Source organism: Streptomyces sp. NPDC050636, from assembly GCF_040654775.1.
Classification (GTDB): domain Bacteria; phylum Actinomycetota; class Actinomycetes; order Streptomycetales; family Streptomycetaceae; genus Streptomyces.
Window position 1 is genome coordinate 125686 of record NZ_JBFAIP010000010.1, and the last position, 16320, is coordinate 142005.

Below are 16320 nucleotides of genomic sequence, written 5' to 3' on the forward strand. Positions count from 1 at the left end.
ACAGCGATGAGGGCAGCCGCCTCAGCCGCGCCAGAGCAACACAGGGAAGATCATCGGCTTCAGCTGTCTCGGCGTGGTGGGCGCCTTCCATAGGCGCAGATGCTTTGTTACACCTCTTGAAGAGAGCTGCTCCAGCACAACAGTCACCACCCGTGGCCCTCGACCTTCGAGCTCGCAGCCCTTGGAAGTATTCTGCTATCCCTGACTGCCGTAGTGATGAGAGGAGGCTGTCGTGGCGAAACCGCTGCTGTTGGGCCGCAAGGAAATCGCCCGGGTGTACAACATCGCGCCGACGGCGGTCAGTGACCGCTGGGTTCCGGACGGCATCCTCTCCTACGAGGACGCGGCGATCGTCTCGGGCAAGCCGTTCTGGCCAGGTGGCTTCATCATTGACCTGGCTCTACCGCCGGGAAGCCGTGGCCGGCAGCTCGATGAGACTGCTCTCGCCGCTGTGGTGGCGGAACAGCGGGCGTCGGTGCGTCCGAAGAAGAAGGGTGAGCTGCCGGTGCTGGTGGGTGCGCAGGAGTACGGGGAGCTGTTCGGCGTCACCCAGGTCGCGGTCGGCCAGGCTGCACTGCGGGGCAACGGCATGATTCCTGAGCCGGACTACGTGCTGTCGGGGTCGAAGCTGTGGCTTCTGGAGACGGTGCTGGATGCAGCCGAGACTACGATGAGTAAGACCCGGAAGGGCACCTGGAAGCTCCAGGAGGTTGTCGTTGAGGCGCTGCGCGAAGGCCGCTACGAGGGTCCCGGTTCGTCCATCGTGAAGCGTGGCGCCGCCGCCAAGAAGGCCGGCTAGTTCCGAGACGTTGACCAGCAGTGGGGCCGCGCAGAAATTCGCGGCCCCATTGGCGACTCTGAGCGTAGTTGACCCCACCCGCATTCATAGTAGAATTTATTCATGCAGGGAGGGGCATGTTGATCAGCTTCCCTTCGTGCCGCAAAATAGGCCGCGATACATCTACGGAGGGGGAGGAACATGGTTCCCACACAGCTGGAACTACCCATCGCACCCTTGCGGCACCCCGAATCTCCCAGCGCAGGACTGAGCATCCAGGAGCGTTTCGAGGCGTTCCACCAGCTCAACCCCTGGATCCTTGAGCAGCTGGAGGCCCTGACCTCCGACTGTGTCGACCGCGGACTGAAGCGGGTCGGAATCGGCATGCTGTTCGAGGTCCTGCGCTGGCAGTACGGGCGAGCAACGTACGGCGAGCCCTGGCGGCTCAATAATGACTTCCGGTCGCGATACGCCCGTATGCTGCTCGAACTGCATCCAGAGTGGTCGTCCCTGTTCGAGACGCGGGGACTCCGCACCGCTTGAAATAGGCCGCTACATAAAACGGCCTGCCGAGACTCTTGGAGTAGTGCATGTCCACCCCACCCGTACCAAAGCTCCGCACCCGCAAGCCCACCGGGATCGTCCCGTGGCCGAAGCTGCTCGTAGAAGGAGAAGAGAAAGCCGGCAAGGCCCAGCCGCTCGACGCTCTGGTCGCGACCCCTCTCGGCTGGACGCCCATGGGACAACTCCAGCCCGGCGCCGAGGTGATCGGTTCGGGCGGCCAGACCACCATCGTCACGGCCGTGCACGACCGGGGCATGCTGCCGATCTATCGGGTCACCACGTCCGATGGCGCATCCACTGAAGTAGCTGGGGATCATCTCTGGCGTGTCTGGACGACCCGCGACCGGCATCGTCAGAAGAACGGACGGCGTGTGAGCCACCTTGGACGGGTAATCACCACGGACGAGATCCGGGAGCGGCTCACCCACGGCGAAGTCATGCACCTCCCGATGGTGGGACCGGTGCACTATGCGCCCAACCGCGTTGACCTGCCGATAGGCCCCTACCTGCTGGGCCTTCTGCTGGGTGACGGTGGGATGACTCCAGTCAGCGCCGTCCTGTTCGCCAGCGGGGACGAAGAACTGCACGATGCGGTGGAGGCCGCGCTTCCTCCATCTGATCGGTTGAAGCGGGCCGCCGACGGGGTCTGCGCACGCATCACCGGCGGCTCCACACTCGCTCATCTCAAGTCTCTTGGCCTGCATGGAAAGCGCAGCGAGGAAAAATTCATCCCGACGCAGTATCTCCGGGCGAATACGCAGGACCGCTTGGCGCTTCTGCGCGGCCTGATGGATACCGACGGCGGCATGGAGCGAGCGGCCTCCACGTACTCCACCTCATCACCAGCTCTCGCCGCCGACCTCCGCGAGTTGGTGGAATCCCTCGGCGGCACCGCCTCCACACGCACCAAGGCCACTTGGTACCGAAGGCCGGACGGGGAACGCCGCGAAGGACTGGTCTCGCACCGGTTACGGGTGCGTCTGCCGCAAGGCGAGTGCCCCTTCGCACTTCAGCGGAAGGTGGAGCAGTGGCAGCGGACCAGGCCTTCTTTCACGACAGGTCCGATCCGGACCGTCGCTGAAGTCACCTTCATCGGGCACAAGGAAGCGCGCTGCATCGAGGTCGCCGCCGACGACCACCTGTATGTGACCGAGCACTTCCTCGTGACCCACAACTCATACGTCGCCGCCCAGTTCACCGGCTCGCAGCTCACCGGCCAGGCGTTCTGGCTGGAGCTGGGCGAAGACACCGCCGACGAGTACGCGCAGGTTCCCGGAGCGGACTATCTCCTGGTCGACCATAACGGCTCCTACCGCGACATCCTCGACCAGATCGAGGCGGTCCATGCCGAGGCCAAGCGGGCGGCGGCCGCGAAGGAGCCGCCCGTGGTCCTGGTGATCGACTCGGTGTCGTTGCTGTGGCGGATGCTCGTGAACTGGACCAACGACCGGGCTCGCCGCTCCAAGACGGGGCAGCGCAAACTGCGCCAGGACCCGGACGCCGAGGTCAAGCCATCGATGAACCTGTGGAACGACGCCTACGAGCGGTGGGCCAAGGTCATGTACCTAGTGCGCACGATGCCGGGCATCGTGCTGCTCCTCGCTCGCGGCAAGGAGGTCGCCGCGGTCGACGGGAACGGCGACCCGGTCCAGAACACGAAGGACTGGCGGGTGGAGGGGCACAAGTCCCTCGCGTACGACGCCACGGTGTGGGTGCGGCTGCGGCGCGACAGCGAGCCGCAGATCATCGGCGCCCGCTCGCTGAAGTTCCAGGTGTTGCGCGAAGGCCAGCCCAAGAGCGTGCCGGACTTCTCCATCGAGAAGCTGGTGTTCGGGCTGATGGGCTGCTCCATTCACACGCAGCCCAGGGCGACGCCGGAGCTGACCGGGGACCTGGCGCAGGTGTGGCTGCCGAAGGTCACGGCCGCTGCGAAGGACGGAGTGGACGGCCTCAAGCAGCTGTGGCGTGAGGTGGAGGCGGACAAGGACCTGTCCCACGAGGAGATCCGCGTGGTGCGCGCTGACATTGAGCGACGGGCCGCCGAACTGAAGAAGCCGGAGAAGCTGTCCGATCCCACAAGCGACGCTGCGCGTCTGCGCGCCGCCGCGCAGCAGGACGCCGATGCCGCCGAGGTCGAGGCACCGCCGGGCGACGACTTCGCCGCCGCCTGACCACACCCGACCACCGCTGGGGCCCGCTGTGACGGGCCGGGCCCCAGCATGCTCTCTTTGGAGACTGCCTTGACCACGAGGACTCTCAAATCGCCGTCCCCGATATCGATCTGGGACGCCGCGCATGCCGCTGACACACGGCGGCCGCGCTCGCGCCAGACGCAACTGGGCGCGTCAGACACCATCTGCTCCCGCCGAGCCGGATACATCGTGGCCGGCGCTGAGCGTACGAACGAAGGCGACAAGCGCGCCGCGATCCTGGGCACGTACATCCACAAGGGTCTCCTGGAGGATGCCCGGCGCGAGTACAACTGGCTCGTAGAGCGGTCGGTATCGGATGACGTGATCCGCGGACACATCGATGTGGTTCAGCTTGATGCGGCCACGGCCGCGCGTCTGCCGAAGCGGCATCGGCCTATCGAGCCGTCCGACGTCGTCACGGTGGAGGACGTGAAGACGAAGTCGTCGCGGGTCTGGGACCGGGTGGTGCGGTACGGGCCAACGGCGGCGGAGATGCGGCAGGTTCTGCTCTATGCGTCGCTGCTGCGTACGGTCGGGTTCGCGGATATCTCCGGTCAGCGGTACCTGCACCGCCTGGGCCCTGTTGAGGTGGCCCGGATCCGCTTCAGGTTCGTGTGCCGTGACAACGGCGAGGAGCATGTCCAGGAGTTCCCCTTCGATGAATGGCTGGCGGCCGAGGCCCGCTGGTGGGTGGACCGTGTGCTGGAGGCCGCTTCACCGGAGGACCTAAGGCGCGACCACGACGGGCCTGGGCTGTCGGTGGTCTGCGACAACTGCCCGTTCGTGGACGCCTGCTGGCCCAGAGCAGCGCCAGGGAAGCCTGCGCAGACGGTCCTGATCCGTGACGATGCGGACCGCGCCAAGGCGCTGTCGGACTATGTCCGCGCCCATGAGCGGTTCCGCGAGAGCAAGCGGGTCAAGGAGAAGGTCCGGGCGATGCTCGACGACTCGCCCGAAGGCAACTACGGGGCGAATCACCTGGGCTGGGGCGGGGGCAACGACAAGGAAGAGCCCGATGTTCAGGCGATGGTGGATCAGTTCGAGGACGCCGAGCTCGTGGTGCCGATGGTCCCCGATACCGAGGCCATGATCCAGATTCTGCGTCGCGCCGGCATGGTCGTACCGCGCCGGAAGGTGGCCGGGCACAAGACCGCCCGCTCCATCAAGGTCACGCGGGCCCGCGAGTCCGCCTGACAGCCCTTGTGGTGGCCCCGCGCGCGGTGTGGGGCCACCACCACCTTTCTTGATCGTTCGCGGCCTCATATGGCCGTTCTGCACTGCCTTGGAGACATTCCCTGTGACGATTCTGCGCCGCCACCTGAGCACCGGTTTCACGGTGATGCCGACAGCTTCCGTGGAGGACTCTCGGCTGTCCTTCCGGGCGCGGGGCATCCTCGCCTATCTGATCGCGAAGCCGGATTCGTGGACGGTGCGCACTGAGTCGATCGCCAAGGCGGGCAAGGAAGGCCGGGACGCCGTGCGGGAGGCGGTGAAGGAGCTCAAGACGTTCGGCTACTACCGGGTGGTGAACGAGCGGCATGCGGACGGGACGCTAACGCGGGTCACGGAGGTTTATGACAGCCCGCAAGGATGGGTGGCGGAGGAGTATCGGGACCAGGAAGCGCAGCGGCTTGCGCGGAAGCTGGGCCGGAAGTTGGAGCAGAACACTGATTCCGGGACCGACGACGGCTTTTCAGACATCGGTTCTCCAGTCGTCGGTTCACCCGTCGCAGGTGGATCAGGCGTTATAGGTAGTAACCACAGCCAATACCCAGAGAAGAAGAACCCCCCTACCCCCACGGCTGACGCCGCGGGGGAATCGGATGCCGCTGGCGACGAGTTCTCACAGGCGGGCACGGAGTCTGGGGGCGAGTGCTCTGCTCATCCGGATGTGCCGGGGCGTTCGTGCCGGGCATGCGGGACGAGCCCGCGGGCGCAGCGGGAAGTGCAGGAACGGGCAGAGAAGGCAAAGCGCAATGCTGCTGAGCGGTCGGCGAATCATCGGGTGCTGGCGGAGGTCCGGCGAAGGCCGGGCGGGGACGGCCTGTCGGATGTGGCGCGGCAAAGGGTGGCGGAGATGCGGCGTGCACGGCGGGATGCCGCGCCGGAGGACCGTGTGCGGTCAACGCGTCGGGAGAAATAGGCCGTTTCTGATAGGAATACTTCAGGCCGGGTCGAGGGGATTTGCACCCCTACCCATAAATAGTAGAATTTAGCTACGAGCGGGAGGGGCCCGCTCACCTCCCCTTGGAGCGCATCGTGATCAACCCCCGCTTCACCGACGGCCGGGCACGCCTCAGCCTTGACGGTCTGACACACGCCTTTAACTGCGCAACTTCGTTCCGAGTCCAGCCCGCCGGCGCCAGGGCGACCGTCTGGATCAATGCGGGGCTCCATGAGCTGCGCACCCACCAGCCCCCGGACGACAGGCGGGCGCCGATCTCGGCGACGGCACGCCATGCGGACACCCCGCCCGTCCTGGGGCTTGCGTTGCACCCGACTGGCCACTCGCGCATGGATGGCGTTCTCGCGCCGGTCCTGAATCAGCCAAGAGGCCAGGCCAGCGGGGACTTTGACACCCATCTGCATCAGAGCCGCTAAGCCCGAAGAGGTCGACGCAGGGGAATTAATAGGCCGCTGCGTTAATTTGAGATTGGAGAGAAGTGAGCGATCCCGCCGTCACTGTCGCAGCCATCCGCACCAACTACGGCCCGGAGGAAGAGAGGGCTCTCGCCGCCTACGGCGACCTCATCACGGCCCTTACCGGCGCTGGTCTTCACCCGTACGTCGAGACGCGCGGCGGTCTGGCCGTCTGCGCCCTCACCGAGGACGGCAGCGTGATCGCCGTCGCAAGCGGGGACGCCCTGCCGCTGGACCGGGCGAGACTGATGGGCTGGCATGTCACGCACGTGCCGGAGGACGACGTCGCCCCATCCTGGCGCTGCCGCATCCTCGACACGACACCCACCGACCCCGCCGACGAGAACCCCGGCAACCTCGCACTTATCCCTGTCACCACCGCGGTGAAAGCCCATCTGGTCTCCTGCCCGCACTTCCATCCGAGAGCGGCAGCATGACGCTCACCGACGACGACCTACAGATGGCGGTCCACGACTTCTTAACCCCCGCTCTGCTGCTGGAGTTCATCGACCTGCCCAGCCTGCAGGACCGGGCCGCGTGGGGCAGAAGGCAGTTCGCCGACGGTGCTCGGCGAATGAGTGCGTTGCGGCTGCCGGGTGAGCCCGACGCGGGATGCCGCGCCCGCTGGGCAGAGTCACCGGGCGGCTTCCGGTACGAGATCCAGACCCCTGCGGCCACGCGTGCCGGCGAACTGCCGTGGTCGGCCGTTCACTCCATCACCCAGACACGGCTGACAGCAGTGCGCTACGGGGCGCTGCACCAGGCCGTGACCCAGGAGCAGGCCCACGACGCCGAGTATGTGACGTGCCCACTGCCCTACCGGACGCCGGAGCTGTGGCAGGAGCTGTTCTACGCCTCCTGGACCACCCGGGCCGCGACGCTCTCACTGCGCTCCGCCGCCGCGTACAACGCGATCCTCCCACCCGCCGTCGCGCAGCCTGCCCTGTTCTGAACTCCCCCGCTTCGAGGAAATACGCCTGTGATCACCTCCACCAAGAACGCCGCCTGGGTCAACAGCACTCCGTGCGCCGGCGTGAGCGGCTACATACCCGACGCCACCCTGGTGCGCTCGCCCGACAAGCTCGTCGCGGAGTGCGCGCCACTGATGCAGGACTGCGCCGACATCTGCCCGTTCATGGACGAGTGCTACGAGCTGGTGCGTCCGCACACGAACCACTTCGACGGCGTGTGCGCGGCCCGGCTGTGGATCGACGGCAAGGTGGTGGCCAACGCTGAAGGCGCGCCGCCCCTCACACGCTTGGCCACGCGCGCCGGAATGTGCGGCACGAGCAGCGGCGTCAAGGGGCACCTCCGGCTGAACGAGCCGCTGTGCGGGGCCTGCCGGGTCACCGCTCACCGTGCCGAGGTCCGCCGGGCTGGCGCGGCCAGCATCCGCAGCCGGTCGAGCCGTAGTTCTTCGCTGGCGGTGGCGTCGTGATAGACCCCCGGCTCGCCCTGATCGCCGCACTACGGGACTTCCGGCCCGGCACGGCCCCGGTCACCTGTGTGTATCTGGCCGACGGGCTGATCATGCGGCTCGCCGAGGACGGTGTCGTGCTCGTGAACGTGCCGCCGCGTGAGCCACATGCGGAGCTCTGACCTGCGAGAACACTGTTTGACACCCCCTCATGGCATAGTAGAATTTAGTTATCAGGAAGGGGGGAACCCCGACCAACAACCAGAGAAGGACCACTTCGTTGAACACTCCGCTCCATGACCCGCTCGCCGTGCTCAGCATCGCCACCCGCTACAGCATCAGCGAAGAGCAGGCCGAGGCAGCCATGAACCTGGCCGCGATCACCATGGTCGACGCCTGGCACAGCTACGCGCGGCAGTGGGACCTCACCCCCGACGACGGCGAAGCGATGGAGATGTGGGGCCAGATGGTCGACAACCACACCCGCAAGGCTCTGGTCGAGGACGCCGTACGCACCGTGACGGCGGCACAGTTCATCGGCCGCCGCACCTCGCGCCGCTCGTGCCGGACGCCACGCGTCATGCGCACCAGCCGCCCGCGGGTGCACATCCGCTGAGGCGCACATCTTCGGCCCGCCCCGAACGGGGCGGGCGGCGCCATGCCGACACCGCAAACTCACGGAAGGACCCACCTGATGGGCGCCATTGAATTCTTCACCATGGCCACAGGCCCGGACCTCGACACCGCGTTGACTACCGCCCGCGAGGAAGCAGCCTGGGAACGCGGACACGGCGGCTACACCGGAACCGTCGCCGAGAAGGACGAAGTCACGCTCTTCGACGAGCCCCAGCGCAGCGAAGCGTCAGCCATAGCCCGCGCCAAGGAAGTGATCCGTGCCGGGGATCCCCGCATCCACGACAAGTGGGGACCGGCCGGGGCGCTGCCGCTCACGACCGACTCTGGCGACAAGGGCTGGCTGTTCTTCGGCATCGCGTCCTACTGATCCGCCGGCCGGGCCGGGCCCGCGGACGCAGTCCCGGCCCGCAGCCCCTGCACCTCATGGACTGAAAGGACCGGCACATTCGTGCTGCACAAACGCCTTCCGCTGCTGACAGCAGCGGAGATCATCACCCGACTCGATCTGAACTCGCGCCAGATCCGCCGCGCCACCGCGGCCATGGAACAGATAGTGCGCCGCGCCTGGCGCTACCGCAGCGCCCCCAAGAAGGCGCTGAGTTATGAGGAGTTCGCAGACACCGTGCCCGCCTGCCACTGGGTACTGATGTTCGAAGTGTGCGCCCTGATCCACCTGGGCCGCCACGCTGAGGCATGCGCGCTCACTGCGGCCGCGCGGATCGTCCACCCCGGCCGGAGCGACGCTGCGAACGGGGCCCCCTCGTGAACGTCGGCGACACCGTGTGGCTGCGCCATCTCGACGGGCAGCACGTATCCGACCGCGGGGGCAGTCCTGTCCCGTTCGAGATCGCGGAGGTGGACACGCCTCCCGCAGCCGGCACCTGGTACCGGCTGAGCACCAGCCACACCACAGCTCAGGACATATACGGCGGCTGGTACACGCGCCGCCGTCTCACCCCCGACCCCATCAACCACCTTAAGGAAAGCAGCTCGTGAGCATCGCCATCGAACACACCCGCCGCGACGGCACGGTAGTTACAGGTACCGCGCGCGGAGACGGATCCGCCGAGATCCTCAAGCTCCGCAACTACGGCTGGAGCGGCCGCCTGCCGTTCAAGTGGTCGCGCATGTTGGACTGCTGGTACCTGCCGCACTCCCGCGACAAGCGGGCTGTCCAGCCCAGCATCGACCTGCTGACTGAGCGACTGCGCAACAAGGGCTTCGAGGTGACCGTCACAGTCAACGAAGATGAGCGGCGCACGTTCGCCGAGGCGGAGGCGCACCGGGTCGAGCGCGCCGAGGACCGGGCCGAGCGGTACGGCACATACGCCGACAACGCCGCGACGAACTCCGAGGCACTGCGCGGCCAGGCACGAGAGATGGCCTCCTCCATACCGTTCGGGCAGCCCATCCTGGTCGGCCACCACTCGGAACGGCGGGACCGGAACTTCCGCGACCGTATCCACACGACGATGGGCAAGGGGATCGCGGAAGGCGAGCGGGCCTCGCACTGGGTACGCCGCGAGAACGCAGCCGCCAGCTATGAGAAGTTCCGTAAGCATCCACCGACGACGCTGCGTCGCATCGCCAAGCTGGAGGCGGAGGTGCGCCGCGTCGACAAGTGGCTTGCGGGCGAGTCCGCAGGCGGCTACTCCCGCGACATCGGCAACCCCGACACGGTCGCAGAACTCAACCGGAGGCGCCTGGATTTGACCGAGGAGATCGATTACTGGGAGGAGATCATCCAGCAGGCGAAGGCGGACGGCTTCAAGCGGTGGTCGAAGGCTGACTTCCGCCACGGCGACTACGTCCAATCGCGCGGCCGCTGGTACGAGGTCCTCCGGGTCAATCCGAAGTCGGTGACGATCCCGCACATTCACAACGGCATCGGCAAGAAGGTCGTGCACGCGAAGGACAGCAGTCTCGACTGGACATGGACGGTGCCATACGACGAGGTCACCGGGCGGATGAGCGCCGACGAGATGCAGCAGCACATCGACACCCACAAGGCCGGGTAGCGGAAGCAGCCCCTTAACCACACCCGCAAGCATAGTTGTTTTTAGCCAACGGGGGTGGGGGGCCCTCACCCCCGCAGCGAACCCAACGACAAGGACTCCGCAAGCACCATGACCACCATCACCACGCCGGCCGCCCGGGACGGCGAACTGGCCGACGCCATCCGCGCCTACCTGGCGCGCCTTGACCCCACACCCCGCAATCTCACGTCGGCGGTCATAGCCCTGGCCCGCATCGACGAGCTGGGCTGGGCGCCACTGGACGGCTACCCGGGGAGCGACGCGCACTGGCTCGTGCACTGCCTCGCCTGCGGCTGGCAGGGGCCGCGCTTCTACAGCCACCTTCGTCGAGCCCGCCCCCTGAAGCGCCACCCCGGCTGCACGCCGAACAGTGAACACTCCAGGCTGCTTGCCGCACTCGCCGCGTACGCCACAGACACCTGCAACTGCCGCACCGTTCACGGCACCACCGTCAAGGAGGTCGCTGAACTCTTCGGCACGATCGCCGCGGCCTGGCGGAGCGACGACAGGCCGGGCCTGCTGACCGGACTGGAAAGGCTCCTGGGGCCGTGCCCAGCCACTGCCGTACGCGCAGCGGCCGTCATCGAGTTCACCACCCATGGCGCAGCACCTCAGTAGGCGGCTCGATGATCTCGCCCCGCCGCGCCGTCACCGCTCCCTATGACATTTGGCGTGTCCTTCTGCACGACCCGCATGAGGACAGCGGGAGCTGGGGTTACCTCATCCCGCGTCCTTCGGCGCGCTCGGAGAAGCAGGCGCGCGCCGCTGCACACACGCTCCACGCGGAGGCTCTGGCGCGCATGGAACACCCCGACCAGTGGGCGGGCCTGGTCATCAGCGAGGTCACGCTCCTCCCTGCGGTTCTCAGCAGGAAGCGGGCGCTTGCATGGGCGGCGCTGGCCGACTCCGGAGCGATCACACCCGAGCACGGATGGCCGCTCGCCTGCGAGCGGGGCGAGCGGCTGCGCGGCGAGGAGTGGCGCGAGGAGCTGGCCGTGCGGCATGAGACGTACCGGGACAGCGTCATCGGGTTCGGCACGTCGCTCGACGATGTGTTGCAGTCGCTCGCCGGAACGCCTGCAGCGTGGGACTTGGATCTCTACCGCGATCAGTTCGGCCGCATCGAGTGGGAGATGGTGCGTGCAGACATCCTGCACGGGGCGACGAGCGTCCTCCGCCAGACCCCGTACGGCCTTCTATGGTTCGATCACGACTAACCCGTCCCGACCTGCACCATCGCAGTTACCCACCCCCACAAACATAGTAGAATTTAACTAGAGGTGGGAAGGGGAATCCCGCCGACTCCATGGCCCGCTCCGCGATCACCGCGGGGCGGGCCGCCGCATTCCCACACCCCCTCACGCAAGGACACCGAACATGACCCATCAGCTCGACCTCTTCGCCTCCCTCCAGCCGGAGATGCCGGCCGAAGCCCCCACCGTCCCGACACCCGCGCCCACTCCGGTGCCTGCCGCCTTCACGGCTACCGAGACCACTACGCCGGTCCGGCCGCAGCAACCCCGCCGACCGGACAGCTTCCTCAAAGACCCCTCCGAACGCGCCTTCCAGGTCGGTGAGGCCGTCGCCAACGCGTGGAACAAACAGCACGGCGGGACACACATCGAGGTGCCCATCGGACTCGTCGCGGCACTGGCCCTCATACGGCAGAAGGACGCCAACGGGCCCGATCTGGGGCGGCAGATCCTCGCCCAGGACGACCGACAGTTGATCACGATGTACCGCGAGATCTGGTCGGTGCACTGGATCCACCGGCCTGACCTGATCGACCGCGCACGCATCCTGCACGAGTGGCTCAACGACGAGCCGGAGCCGGACCGGCACCGCATGTACGTCGTACGGATGGTCACCAAGGCGGCACTAGAGCGGGGCTTGTTCGACATCACTGGCCATGCCGACCCCTACGTGCGCTCGCAGGCCGATGTCCTGTCACCCACCCTGACGCTGCTGCGCTCCCTCGGCGCCCAGCAGGGTCTCGGCGAGTACCACACGCCGCCCCCGGTCACCGACACCATCGCCGAGGCAGTCATTGGCAGCGTCGTCGCCGAGCTTCAAGTCGGTCGCCTTAAGGGCATCAAGCCCAACGAGCACGTCCACGATCCGGCTTCCGGCACGGGCGGCATGCTGCGGTCCGCGGCTCAGCTGTTGCGCCGCGAAGGTCTGGAGCCGGCCGACTACCGATGGTCGATGGTCGACATCGGCCTCATCGCCGCCGCCTGCGCCGCCGTCAACTGCCTGGTCTGGGGCCTGGGCCCAAACGTCACGGTGGCCTGCGACGACTCCCTGGCCAACCCGAACGCCGTCGAAGACGCCATTAAGCACGCGCGCGCCGTCATCGAGCACCGCGACCAGATACTCGGCACGGCCCGCATGGTCGCCGCCGTCAGGCAGGCCGAGCAGCTCCTGAACCAGGTCGCCGCCGCAGCCTGACACCTGTGATCCACCAACCACACCACACCACAGGAGCCTTGATGCCCAGCCGCCCAACTCACCCCACCGCGCCGCCCCTCACACTGGCCGGACCGTCCGCCCGCCTACCCGCGGACACAGCAACCCACTGATGAGCGTCAGTTATGGCGGAGACCTGCAGAGCACCTGCCTGCTCGCCCTCGCGGCCCAAGAGGCCATCCCTTACAGGACGTTCCTGTTCGCCAACGTCGGCGACGCCTCCGAGGATCCGCGCACACTGGAGTACGTGCACAACGTGGCAGCCCCGTCCGCGAAAGCGCACGGCATCAACCTGCACATCCTTGAGCGGACCACCCGCAGCGAGGCGACCGAGATGCTGTGGGGCGGATGATGCGCCAGGGCTTCCCAGGTCCCGTCGATCGCCCAGTTCCGCAGCCTGTTGTAGGCACCCTTCCAGGTGCCGAATTCTTCGGGCAGGTCCCTCCACCGCGAGCCGGTCCGTCACTTCCAGGCGATCGCATCGATCCCTGTCGGTGGTCACGCAGTCGCCTGCCTCGCTTCGGCATCCTGTTCGGCAGCAATGTCTCGATCCACGCCCTCTGCGCGTCAGTCGACGACACGGCCGCCAGCCCCAACGGTCAAATGATCGGAAAGAAACGGTCGGGCCTCAGTCGAAGAGATTGGGCAGGCCGGACCGGTACCTGAACTCGTCGAGCTTGTGGAGGAACGTCAGCTCGGGCGGACGGTAGAGCCGCCGGATTCGGCAGCGGGGTGCCGTCGAACCGTCCGCGTCCAGCAGGGCGTTGACCGCTCGCCGCGCGGACTCATTGGCGCCCTCCATCGTTGCGAGATCGATGTCGGTGGCAACGTAGTCTCCGGCCAGGAAGAGGTTCGGCACCGCAGTGCGGCTCGACGGGCGGTCGTACCAGGTGCCCACGGGGTGGATGAGCAGCTGCTCACGGTTGGACGGTGAAGGTCCGCCGAGGCCGGTCACCGCCGGGTCCATGAACCACGAGTGCAGGTCCGCGTCGACGAGCACTCGCCGCCCAGCGCCGTTCAGCCCCGCCTTGAGCTGCGCCCAGACCTCCCGCCGAACCTCGTCCGGGGTGCACTTGATCCCGGGCTTTCCGTACAGAATCCCCGGCTTGTCCCATGCCGAGATGTCCACGGAGAGACAGTCGGCCACCTCTCCATCGCCGTAGGCCGAGTGGAAGTCACGACCCTTCCAGAACTGCGCCTGGCTGACCGAGGTGAGCGCCCATGGCGAGTCCACATAGATCACGTGTCCGTGCACGAGTGGCATGCGGGTACGCAGATAGAACTGCACTCCGACCATCCAGGCCGTCCGAAGCCGGTCGCAGCGTTTGAGTTGAGGGTCGGCGGCGCGAAGCTCTACGCCCCAGGTGGCGCGGGCGTCCTGGACGGGCATGGCGCTGATGTAGTGGTCGGCGACCACGGTATCGGCCGCTGCGCTTCTCGTGGACCTCACCCTGACGCCGGTGATCCGGCCACCGTCGTAGACGAGCTCCTCGACTTCGGTGGCGAAGTCGAACTCGACACCGAGGCCGCGGAGATGGTCCTCCCAGGGCATGATCCATGCCACGCTGGTCGGCGCATTGAGCACCCGGTCGAACTCGCCGTCGTTGCCGCGGCCGAGCAGGTTGTAGATGAACGCCTGGGTGAAGCGGCCGACGGTGCGCGTGCTCGCCACCTCGGCCTGGATGGCGACAAGGTCCCGGGTGATCCCGACGCCGAGCAGCTGCTGATACTCCCGTGACATGGCGTCGGCGTTGATGAACTCCCACCACGGCACCCTCTCCCACTGCTCGGTCCGCCGGAGCTCGCAGCTGGTGATGTGGACGAGCATGCGGCCGAGGAAGTGGACGGCCTCGAAGGGCGGCAGGTTCAGCGCGGTGTCCAGAAGCCCGGCCAGGCCTTGCACTAGGGCACCGGGCAGCAGCGACCCCGGAACGGGTAACGACACCAGCGTACGGACCGGAAACCGTAAGTTCGGGCGGCCGCCGTCACGGGCCACGAGGCACTCGGTGGCGTCCACCAGATTTCCGTGGACGCTGCCCGACTTGTTCGGATACGGGATGCGTCGCAGCGTGTCCGGAAGGTTGCGATAGAACCCCGGGAAGAAGCGAAAGCCGTGCTCGCCGGGCAGCGGGAGACGCCCACCGGTGCCGGTGCCCGGCACGTCCATGCTGCGAGCCTTGCCGCCCGGTGTGTCATTGCGCTCGTACACCGTGACGTGGTAACCGCGTTCAGCGAGTTCGTGTGCCGCGGTCAACCCCGCGACGCCGCCGCCCAGCACCGCCACCGAACCGAGATCAGGGCTCATGGCCACAGCGATGCTCCATCTCGTCATTGTTGTTGTCGCGCTCATCGGCTCGGCCACCGAACGGAAACGCAGCCGAACCAACCACCTGAACCGACCTGAATGCAGGTCGATCTGATCCTGAACCACCTGGGCATCCCCGAAACTGGCCCCGGATTGGAACAGATCAGCGGCTTGTCACATAAGGGCAACCCGGAGCGTTGCCACCGATGGCGTCATCACAGGATGTCCACTCGACAACCACCGAACCGGACTCCACCTCGCCGCCATCTTCATGTGAGCCGCAGGCCATTCCGAAACACGAAACGGCCTAGGGACGTGGCGGGAGCTGCGGCGCGACCGGCCGCAGCTGTTCTATCGGGCATGCACTCTTGAGGAATCGCTGAACGAACCCCGGGACTGGGCCGGTAAGGATCCGGTGTTCCTGACGCATACGTGACCGCCGCTGGTCCGCGCGGTGGCCGCCGAGCAGGAGGAACTGCCCCGTCTCAACGGAGTTTGACCCGTCTCACCGAAGTTTGATCGCGGTGTGATGGGCCGGTCCGAGGGGAGGTCGGAGTCACCCCCTACGGGCCCGCGGGGCCGGCGTCCCCGGCTCGCGAGGCGGCCGCCGCCTCCAGCAGGGGCCAGCCGTCGACCTCCACCGCCCGCCGTTCCCCCGGCTGCCACCCGCGGGCCGAAGCCGCGTCGAGCAGGGCCCGGACGGCGCCCGGTTCGTGCAGGTTAAGGGAGCCGCCCCGGACATACCCCACGTCCCCGGAGCCCATGGGGAACCCTCCCGGGACGTACCGGCCCGGGCCCTCGACGAAGACGATGCGCAGCGGGCCGCCGGTGCCGGCCGGCTGCGGGTACAGCGTCAGGGTCTCGCGGCAGTCCGCGGACCGGCCGCTGTCCATCACGCAGTGGCTGTGGCGGAGCGTCCACAGGTACGCGCGCCCGTCGGCGACCAGCCGGCGGGGCTTCTTCGGATGGCGGGGCATGGAGCCGAGGGTACGCGGCGTGATCCACAAGAGACCCCTAGCGGTGATCAAACATCGATGAGACGAACGGGACGGTCGTCAAACTTCGGTGAGACCGGTCAAGGTCCGATGAGAACTACCCCTCGATGTGGGCTGCGATTCGGGCTGTCCAGTCTCATGCGAATTGGCCCCTATCTCAGGCGATCTGGTCCGATTCGCTCGTCGTCTCGGGCGATCTGGTCCGTTGATGCGACTCATGTCACGCGAGACCTCGACCCACGCGGCATTGACACTCCAAGGTCTCGGTGAACAGCACGCGCCACAGCCCTC

20 protein-coding genes and 1 pseudogene are annotated in these 16320 nt (G+C 67.0%); 18 read left to right on the forward strand and 3 right to left on the reverse strand.

Annotated elements, in window-relative coordinates; all coding sequences use genetic code 11:
* Positions 1 to 232: 232 nt before the first annotated feature.
* The 18 genes from AB0I10_RS12520 to AB0I10_RS12605 all read left to right on the forward strand — a co-directional run bounded on the left by AB0I10_RS12520 (position 233) and on the right by AB0I10_RS12605 (position 13081).
* A complete protein-coding gene (locus AB0I10_RS12520; RefSeq protein ID WP_363152384.1) occupies positions 233 to 799 on the forward strand; it encodes a hypothetical protein in 567 nt (188 codons plus the stop codon).
* A gap of 180 nt (positions 800 to 979) precedes the next feature.
* Positions 980 to 1321 (forward strand): hypothetical protein, encoded by a 342-nt coding sequence (locus AB0I10_RS12525; protein ID WP_363152385.1) that lies wholly within the window; start codon positions 980 to 982, stop codon positions 1319 to 1321.
* A gap of 47 nt (positions 1322 to 1368) precedes the next feature.
* Entirely contained in the window at positions 1369 to 3513 is a 2145-nt protein-coding gene (locus tag AB0I10_RS12530; RefSeq protein ID WP_363152386.1) for an LAGLIDADG family homing endonuclease, read from the forward strand.
* Positions 3514 to 3723: 210 nt separating this feature from the next.
* Entirely contained in the window at positions 3724 to 4728 is a 1005-nt protein-coding gene (locus AB0I10_RS12535) for a hypothetical protein (RefSeq protein WP_363152387.1), read from the forward strand.
* 103 nt (positions 4729 to 4831) lie between these two features.
* Positions 4832 to 5677, forward strand: coding sequence for a hypothetical protein (locus tag AB0I10_RS12540; RefSeq protein WP_363152388.1), 846 nt, complete (start codon positions 4832 to 4834; stop codon positions 5675 to 5677).
* A gap of 520 nt (positions 5678 to 6197) precedes the next feature.
* On the forward strand, positions 6198 to 6611 hold the full coding sequence (locus AB0I10_RS12545) for a hypothetical protein (RefSeq protein WP_363152389.1): 414 nt from the start codon (positions 6198 to 6200) through the stop codon (positions 6609 to 6611).
* Positions 6608 to 7126, forward strand: a complete 519-nt coding sequence (locus AB0I10_RS12550) for a hypothetical protein (RefSeq protein ID WP_363152390.1) — start codon at positions 6608 to 6610, stop codon at positions 7124 to 7126. The genes AB0I10_RS12545 and AB0I10_RS12550 overlap by 4 nt, the downstream gene beginning before the upstream one ends.
* A gap of 27 nt (positions 7127 to 7153) precedes the next feature.
* Positions 7154 to 7612, forward strand: coding sequence for a hypothetical protein (locus AB0I10_RS12555; RefSeq protein ID WP_363152391.1), 459 nt, complete (start codon positions 7154 to 7156; stop codon positions 7610 to 7612).
* A complete protein-coding gene (locus tag AB0I10_RS12560) occupies positions 7609 to 7773 on the forward strand; it encodes a hypothetical protein (RefSeq protein WP_363152393.1) in 165 nt (54 codons plus the stop codon). The genes AB0I10_RS12555 and AB0I10_RS12560 overlap by 4 nt, the downstream gene beginning before the upstream one ends.
* 98 nt (positions 7774 to 7871) lie before the next feature.
* On the forward strand, positions 7872 to 8207 hold the full coding sequence (locus AB0I10_RS12565; RefSeq protein WP_363152394.1) for a hypothetical protein: 336 nt from the start codon (positions 7872 to 7874) through the stop codon (positions 8205 to 8207).
* A gap of 78 nt (positions 8208 to 8285) precedes the next feature.
* Complete coding sequence (locus AB0I10_RS12570; RefSeq protein WP_363152395.1) at positions 8286 to 8594, forward strand: hypothetical protein; 309 nt, start codon at positions 8286 to 8288, stop codon at positions 8592 to 8594.
* 81 nt (positions 8595 to 8675) lie between these two features.
* The gene (locus AB0I10_RS12575) at positions 8676 to 8993 is read left to right on the forward strand and encodes a hypothetical protein (RefSeq protein ID WP_363152396.1); all 318 of its coding nucleotides are present in this window, start codon (positions 8676 to 8678) and stop codon (positions 8991 to 8993) included.
* Positions 8990 to 9223 (forward strand): hypothetical protein, encoded by a 234-nt coding sequence (locus AB0I10_RS12580; protein WP_363152397.1) that lies wholly within the window; start codon positions 8990 to 8992, stop codon positions 9221 to 9223. Before AB0I10_RS12575 ends, AB0I10_RS12580 begins: the two co-directional genes overlap by 4 nt.
* Positions 9220 to 10245: a DUF3560 domain-containing protein gene (locus tag AB0I10_RS12585; RefSeq protein WP_363152398.1), complete on the forward strand. Its 1026-nt coding sequence runs from the start codon at positions 9220 to 9222 to the stop codon at positions 10243 to 10245. The genes AB0I10_RS12580 and AB0I10_RS12585 overlap by 4 nt, the downstream gene beginning before the upstream one ends.
* 108 nt (positions 10246 to 10353) lie before the next feature.
* Positions 10354 to 10881 (forward strand): hypothetical protein, encoded by a 528-nt coding sequence (locus AB0I10_RS12590; protein WP_363152399.1) that lies wholly within the window; start codon positions 10354 to 10356, stop codon positions 10879 to 10881.
* An 8-nt stretch (positions 10882 to 10889) separates the two neighbouring features.
* Complete coding sequence (locus AB0I10_RS12595) at positions 10890 to 11480, forward strand: hypothetical protein (protein ID WP_363152400.1); 591 nt, start codon at positions 10890 to 10892, stop codon at positions 11478 to 11480.
* Positions 11481 to 11640: 160 nt separating this feature from the next.
* A complete protein-coding gene (locus AB0I10_RS12600; protein ID WP_363152401.1) occupies positions 11641 to 12711 on the forward strand; it encodes an N-6 DNA methylase in 1071 nt (356 codons plus the stop codon).
* A 130-nt stretch (positions 12712 to 12841) separates the two neighbouring features.
* Positions 12842 to 13081 (forward strand): hypothetical protein, encoded by a 240-nt coding sequence (locus AB0I10_RS12605; RefSeq protein ID WP_363152408.1) that lies wholly within the window; start codon positions 12842 to 12844, stop codon positions 13079 to 13081.
* Positions 13082 to 13095: 14 nt separating this feature from the next.
* Here AB0I10_RS12605 and AB0I10_RS12610 read toward each other — a convergent pair.
* The 3 genes and pseudogenes from AB0I10_RS12610 to AB0I10_RS12620 form a co-directional block, all read right to left on the reverse strand.
* Positions 13096 to 13253, reverse strand: a pseudogene (locus tag AB0I10_RS12610) (transposase); the annotation flags it as partial.
* A 104-nt stretch (positions 13254 to 13357) separates the two neighbouring features.
* The gene (locus AB0I10_RS12615) at positions 13358 to 15034 is read right to left on the reverse strand and encodes an FAD-dependent oxidoreductase (protein WP_363152402.1); all 1677 of its coding nucleotides are present in this window, start codon (positions 15032 to 15034) and stop codon (positions 13358 to 13360) included.
* 563 nt (positions 15035 to 15597) lie between these two features.
* On the reverse strand, positions 15598 to 16011 hold the full coding sequence (locus tag AB0I10_RS12620) for a hypothetical protein (protein WP_363152404.1): 414 nt from the start codon (positions 16009 to 16011) through the stop codon (positions 15598 to 15600).
* Between the last annotated feature and the right edge of the window lie 309 nt (positions 16012 to 16320).

Excerpts from the sequence above, each read along its gene's own strand:
- AB0I10_RS12525 (WP_363152385.1), top strand. The coding sequence starts at position 980 with ATGGTTCCCACACAGCTGGAACTACCCATCGCACCCTTGCGGCACCCC.
- AB0I10_RS12530 (WP_363152386.1), top strand. The coding sequence starts at position 1,369 with ATGTCCACCCCACCCGTACCAAAGCTCCGCACCCGCAAGCCCACCGGG.
- AB0I10_RS12550 (WP_363152390.1), top strand. The coding sequence starts at position 6,608 with ATGACGCTCACCGACGACGACCTACAGATGGCGGTCCACGACTTCTTA.
- AB0I10_RS12570 (WP_363152395.1), top strand. The coding sequence starts at position 8,286 with ATGGGCGCCATTGAATTCTTCACCATGGCCACAGGCCCGGACCTCGAC.
- AB0I10_RS12590 (WP_363152399.1), top strand. The coding sequence starts at position 10,354 with ATGACCACCATCACCACGCCGGCCGCCCGGGACGGCGAACTGGCCGAC.
- AB0I10_RS12595 (WP_363152400.1), top strand. The coding sequence starts at position 10,890 with ATGATCTCGCCCCGCCGCGCCGTCACCGCTCCCTATGACATTTGGCGT.
- AB0I10_RS12600 (WP_363152401.1), top strand. The coding sequence starts at position 11,641 with ATGACCCATCAGCTCGACCTCTTCGCCTCCCTCCAGCCGGAGATGCCG.
- AB0I10_RS12605 (WP_363152408.1), top strand. The coding sequence starts at position 12,842 with ATGAGCGTCAGTTATGGCGGAGACCTGCAGAGCACCTGCCTGCTCGCC.
- AB0I10_RS12615 (WP_363152402.1), bottom strand. The coding sequence starts at position 15,034 with ATGAGCCCTGATCTCGGTTCGGTGGCGGTGCTGGGCGGCGGCGTCGCG.
- AB0I10_RS12620 (WP_363152404.1), bottom strand. The coding sequence starts at position 16,011 with ATGCCCCGCCATCCGAAGAAGCCCCGCCGGCTGGTCGCCGACGGGCGC.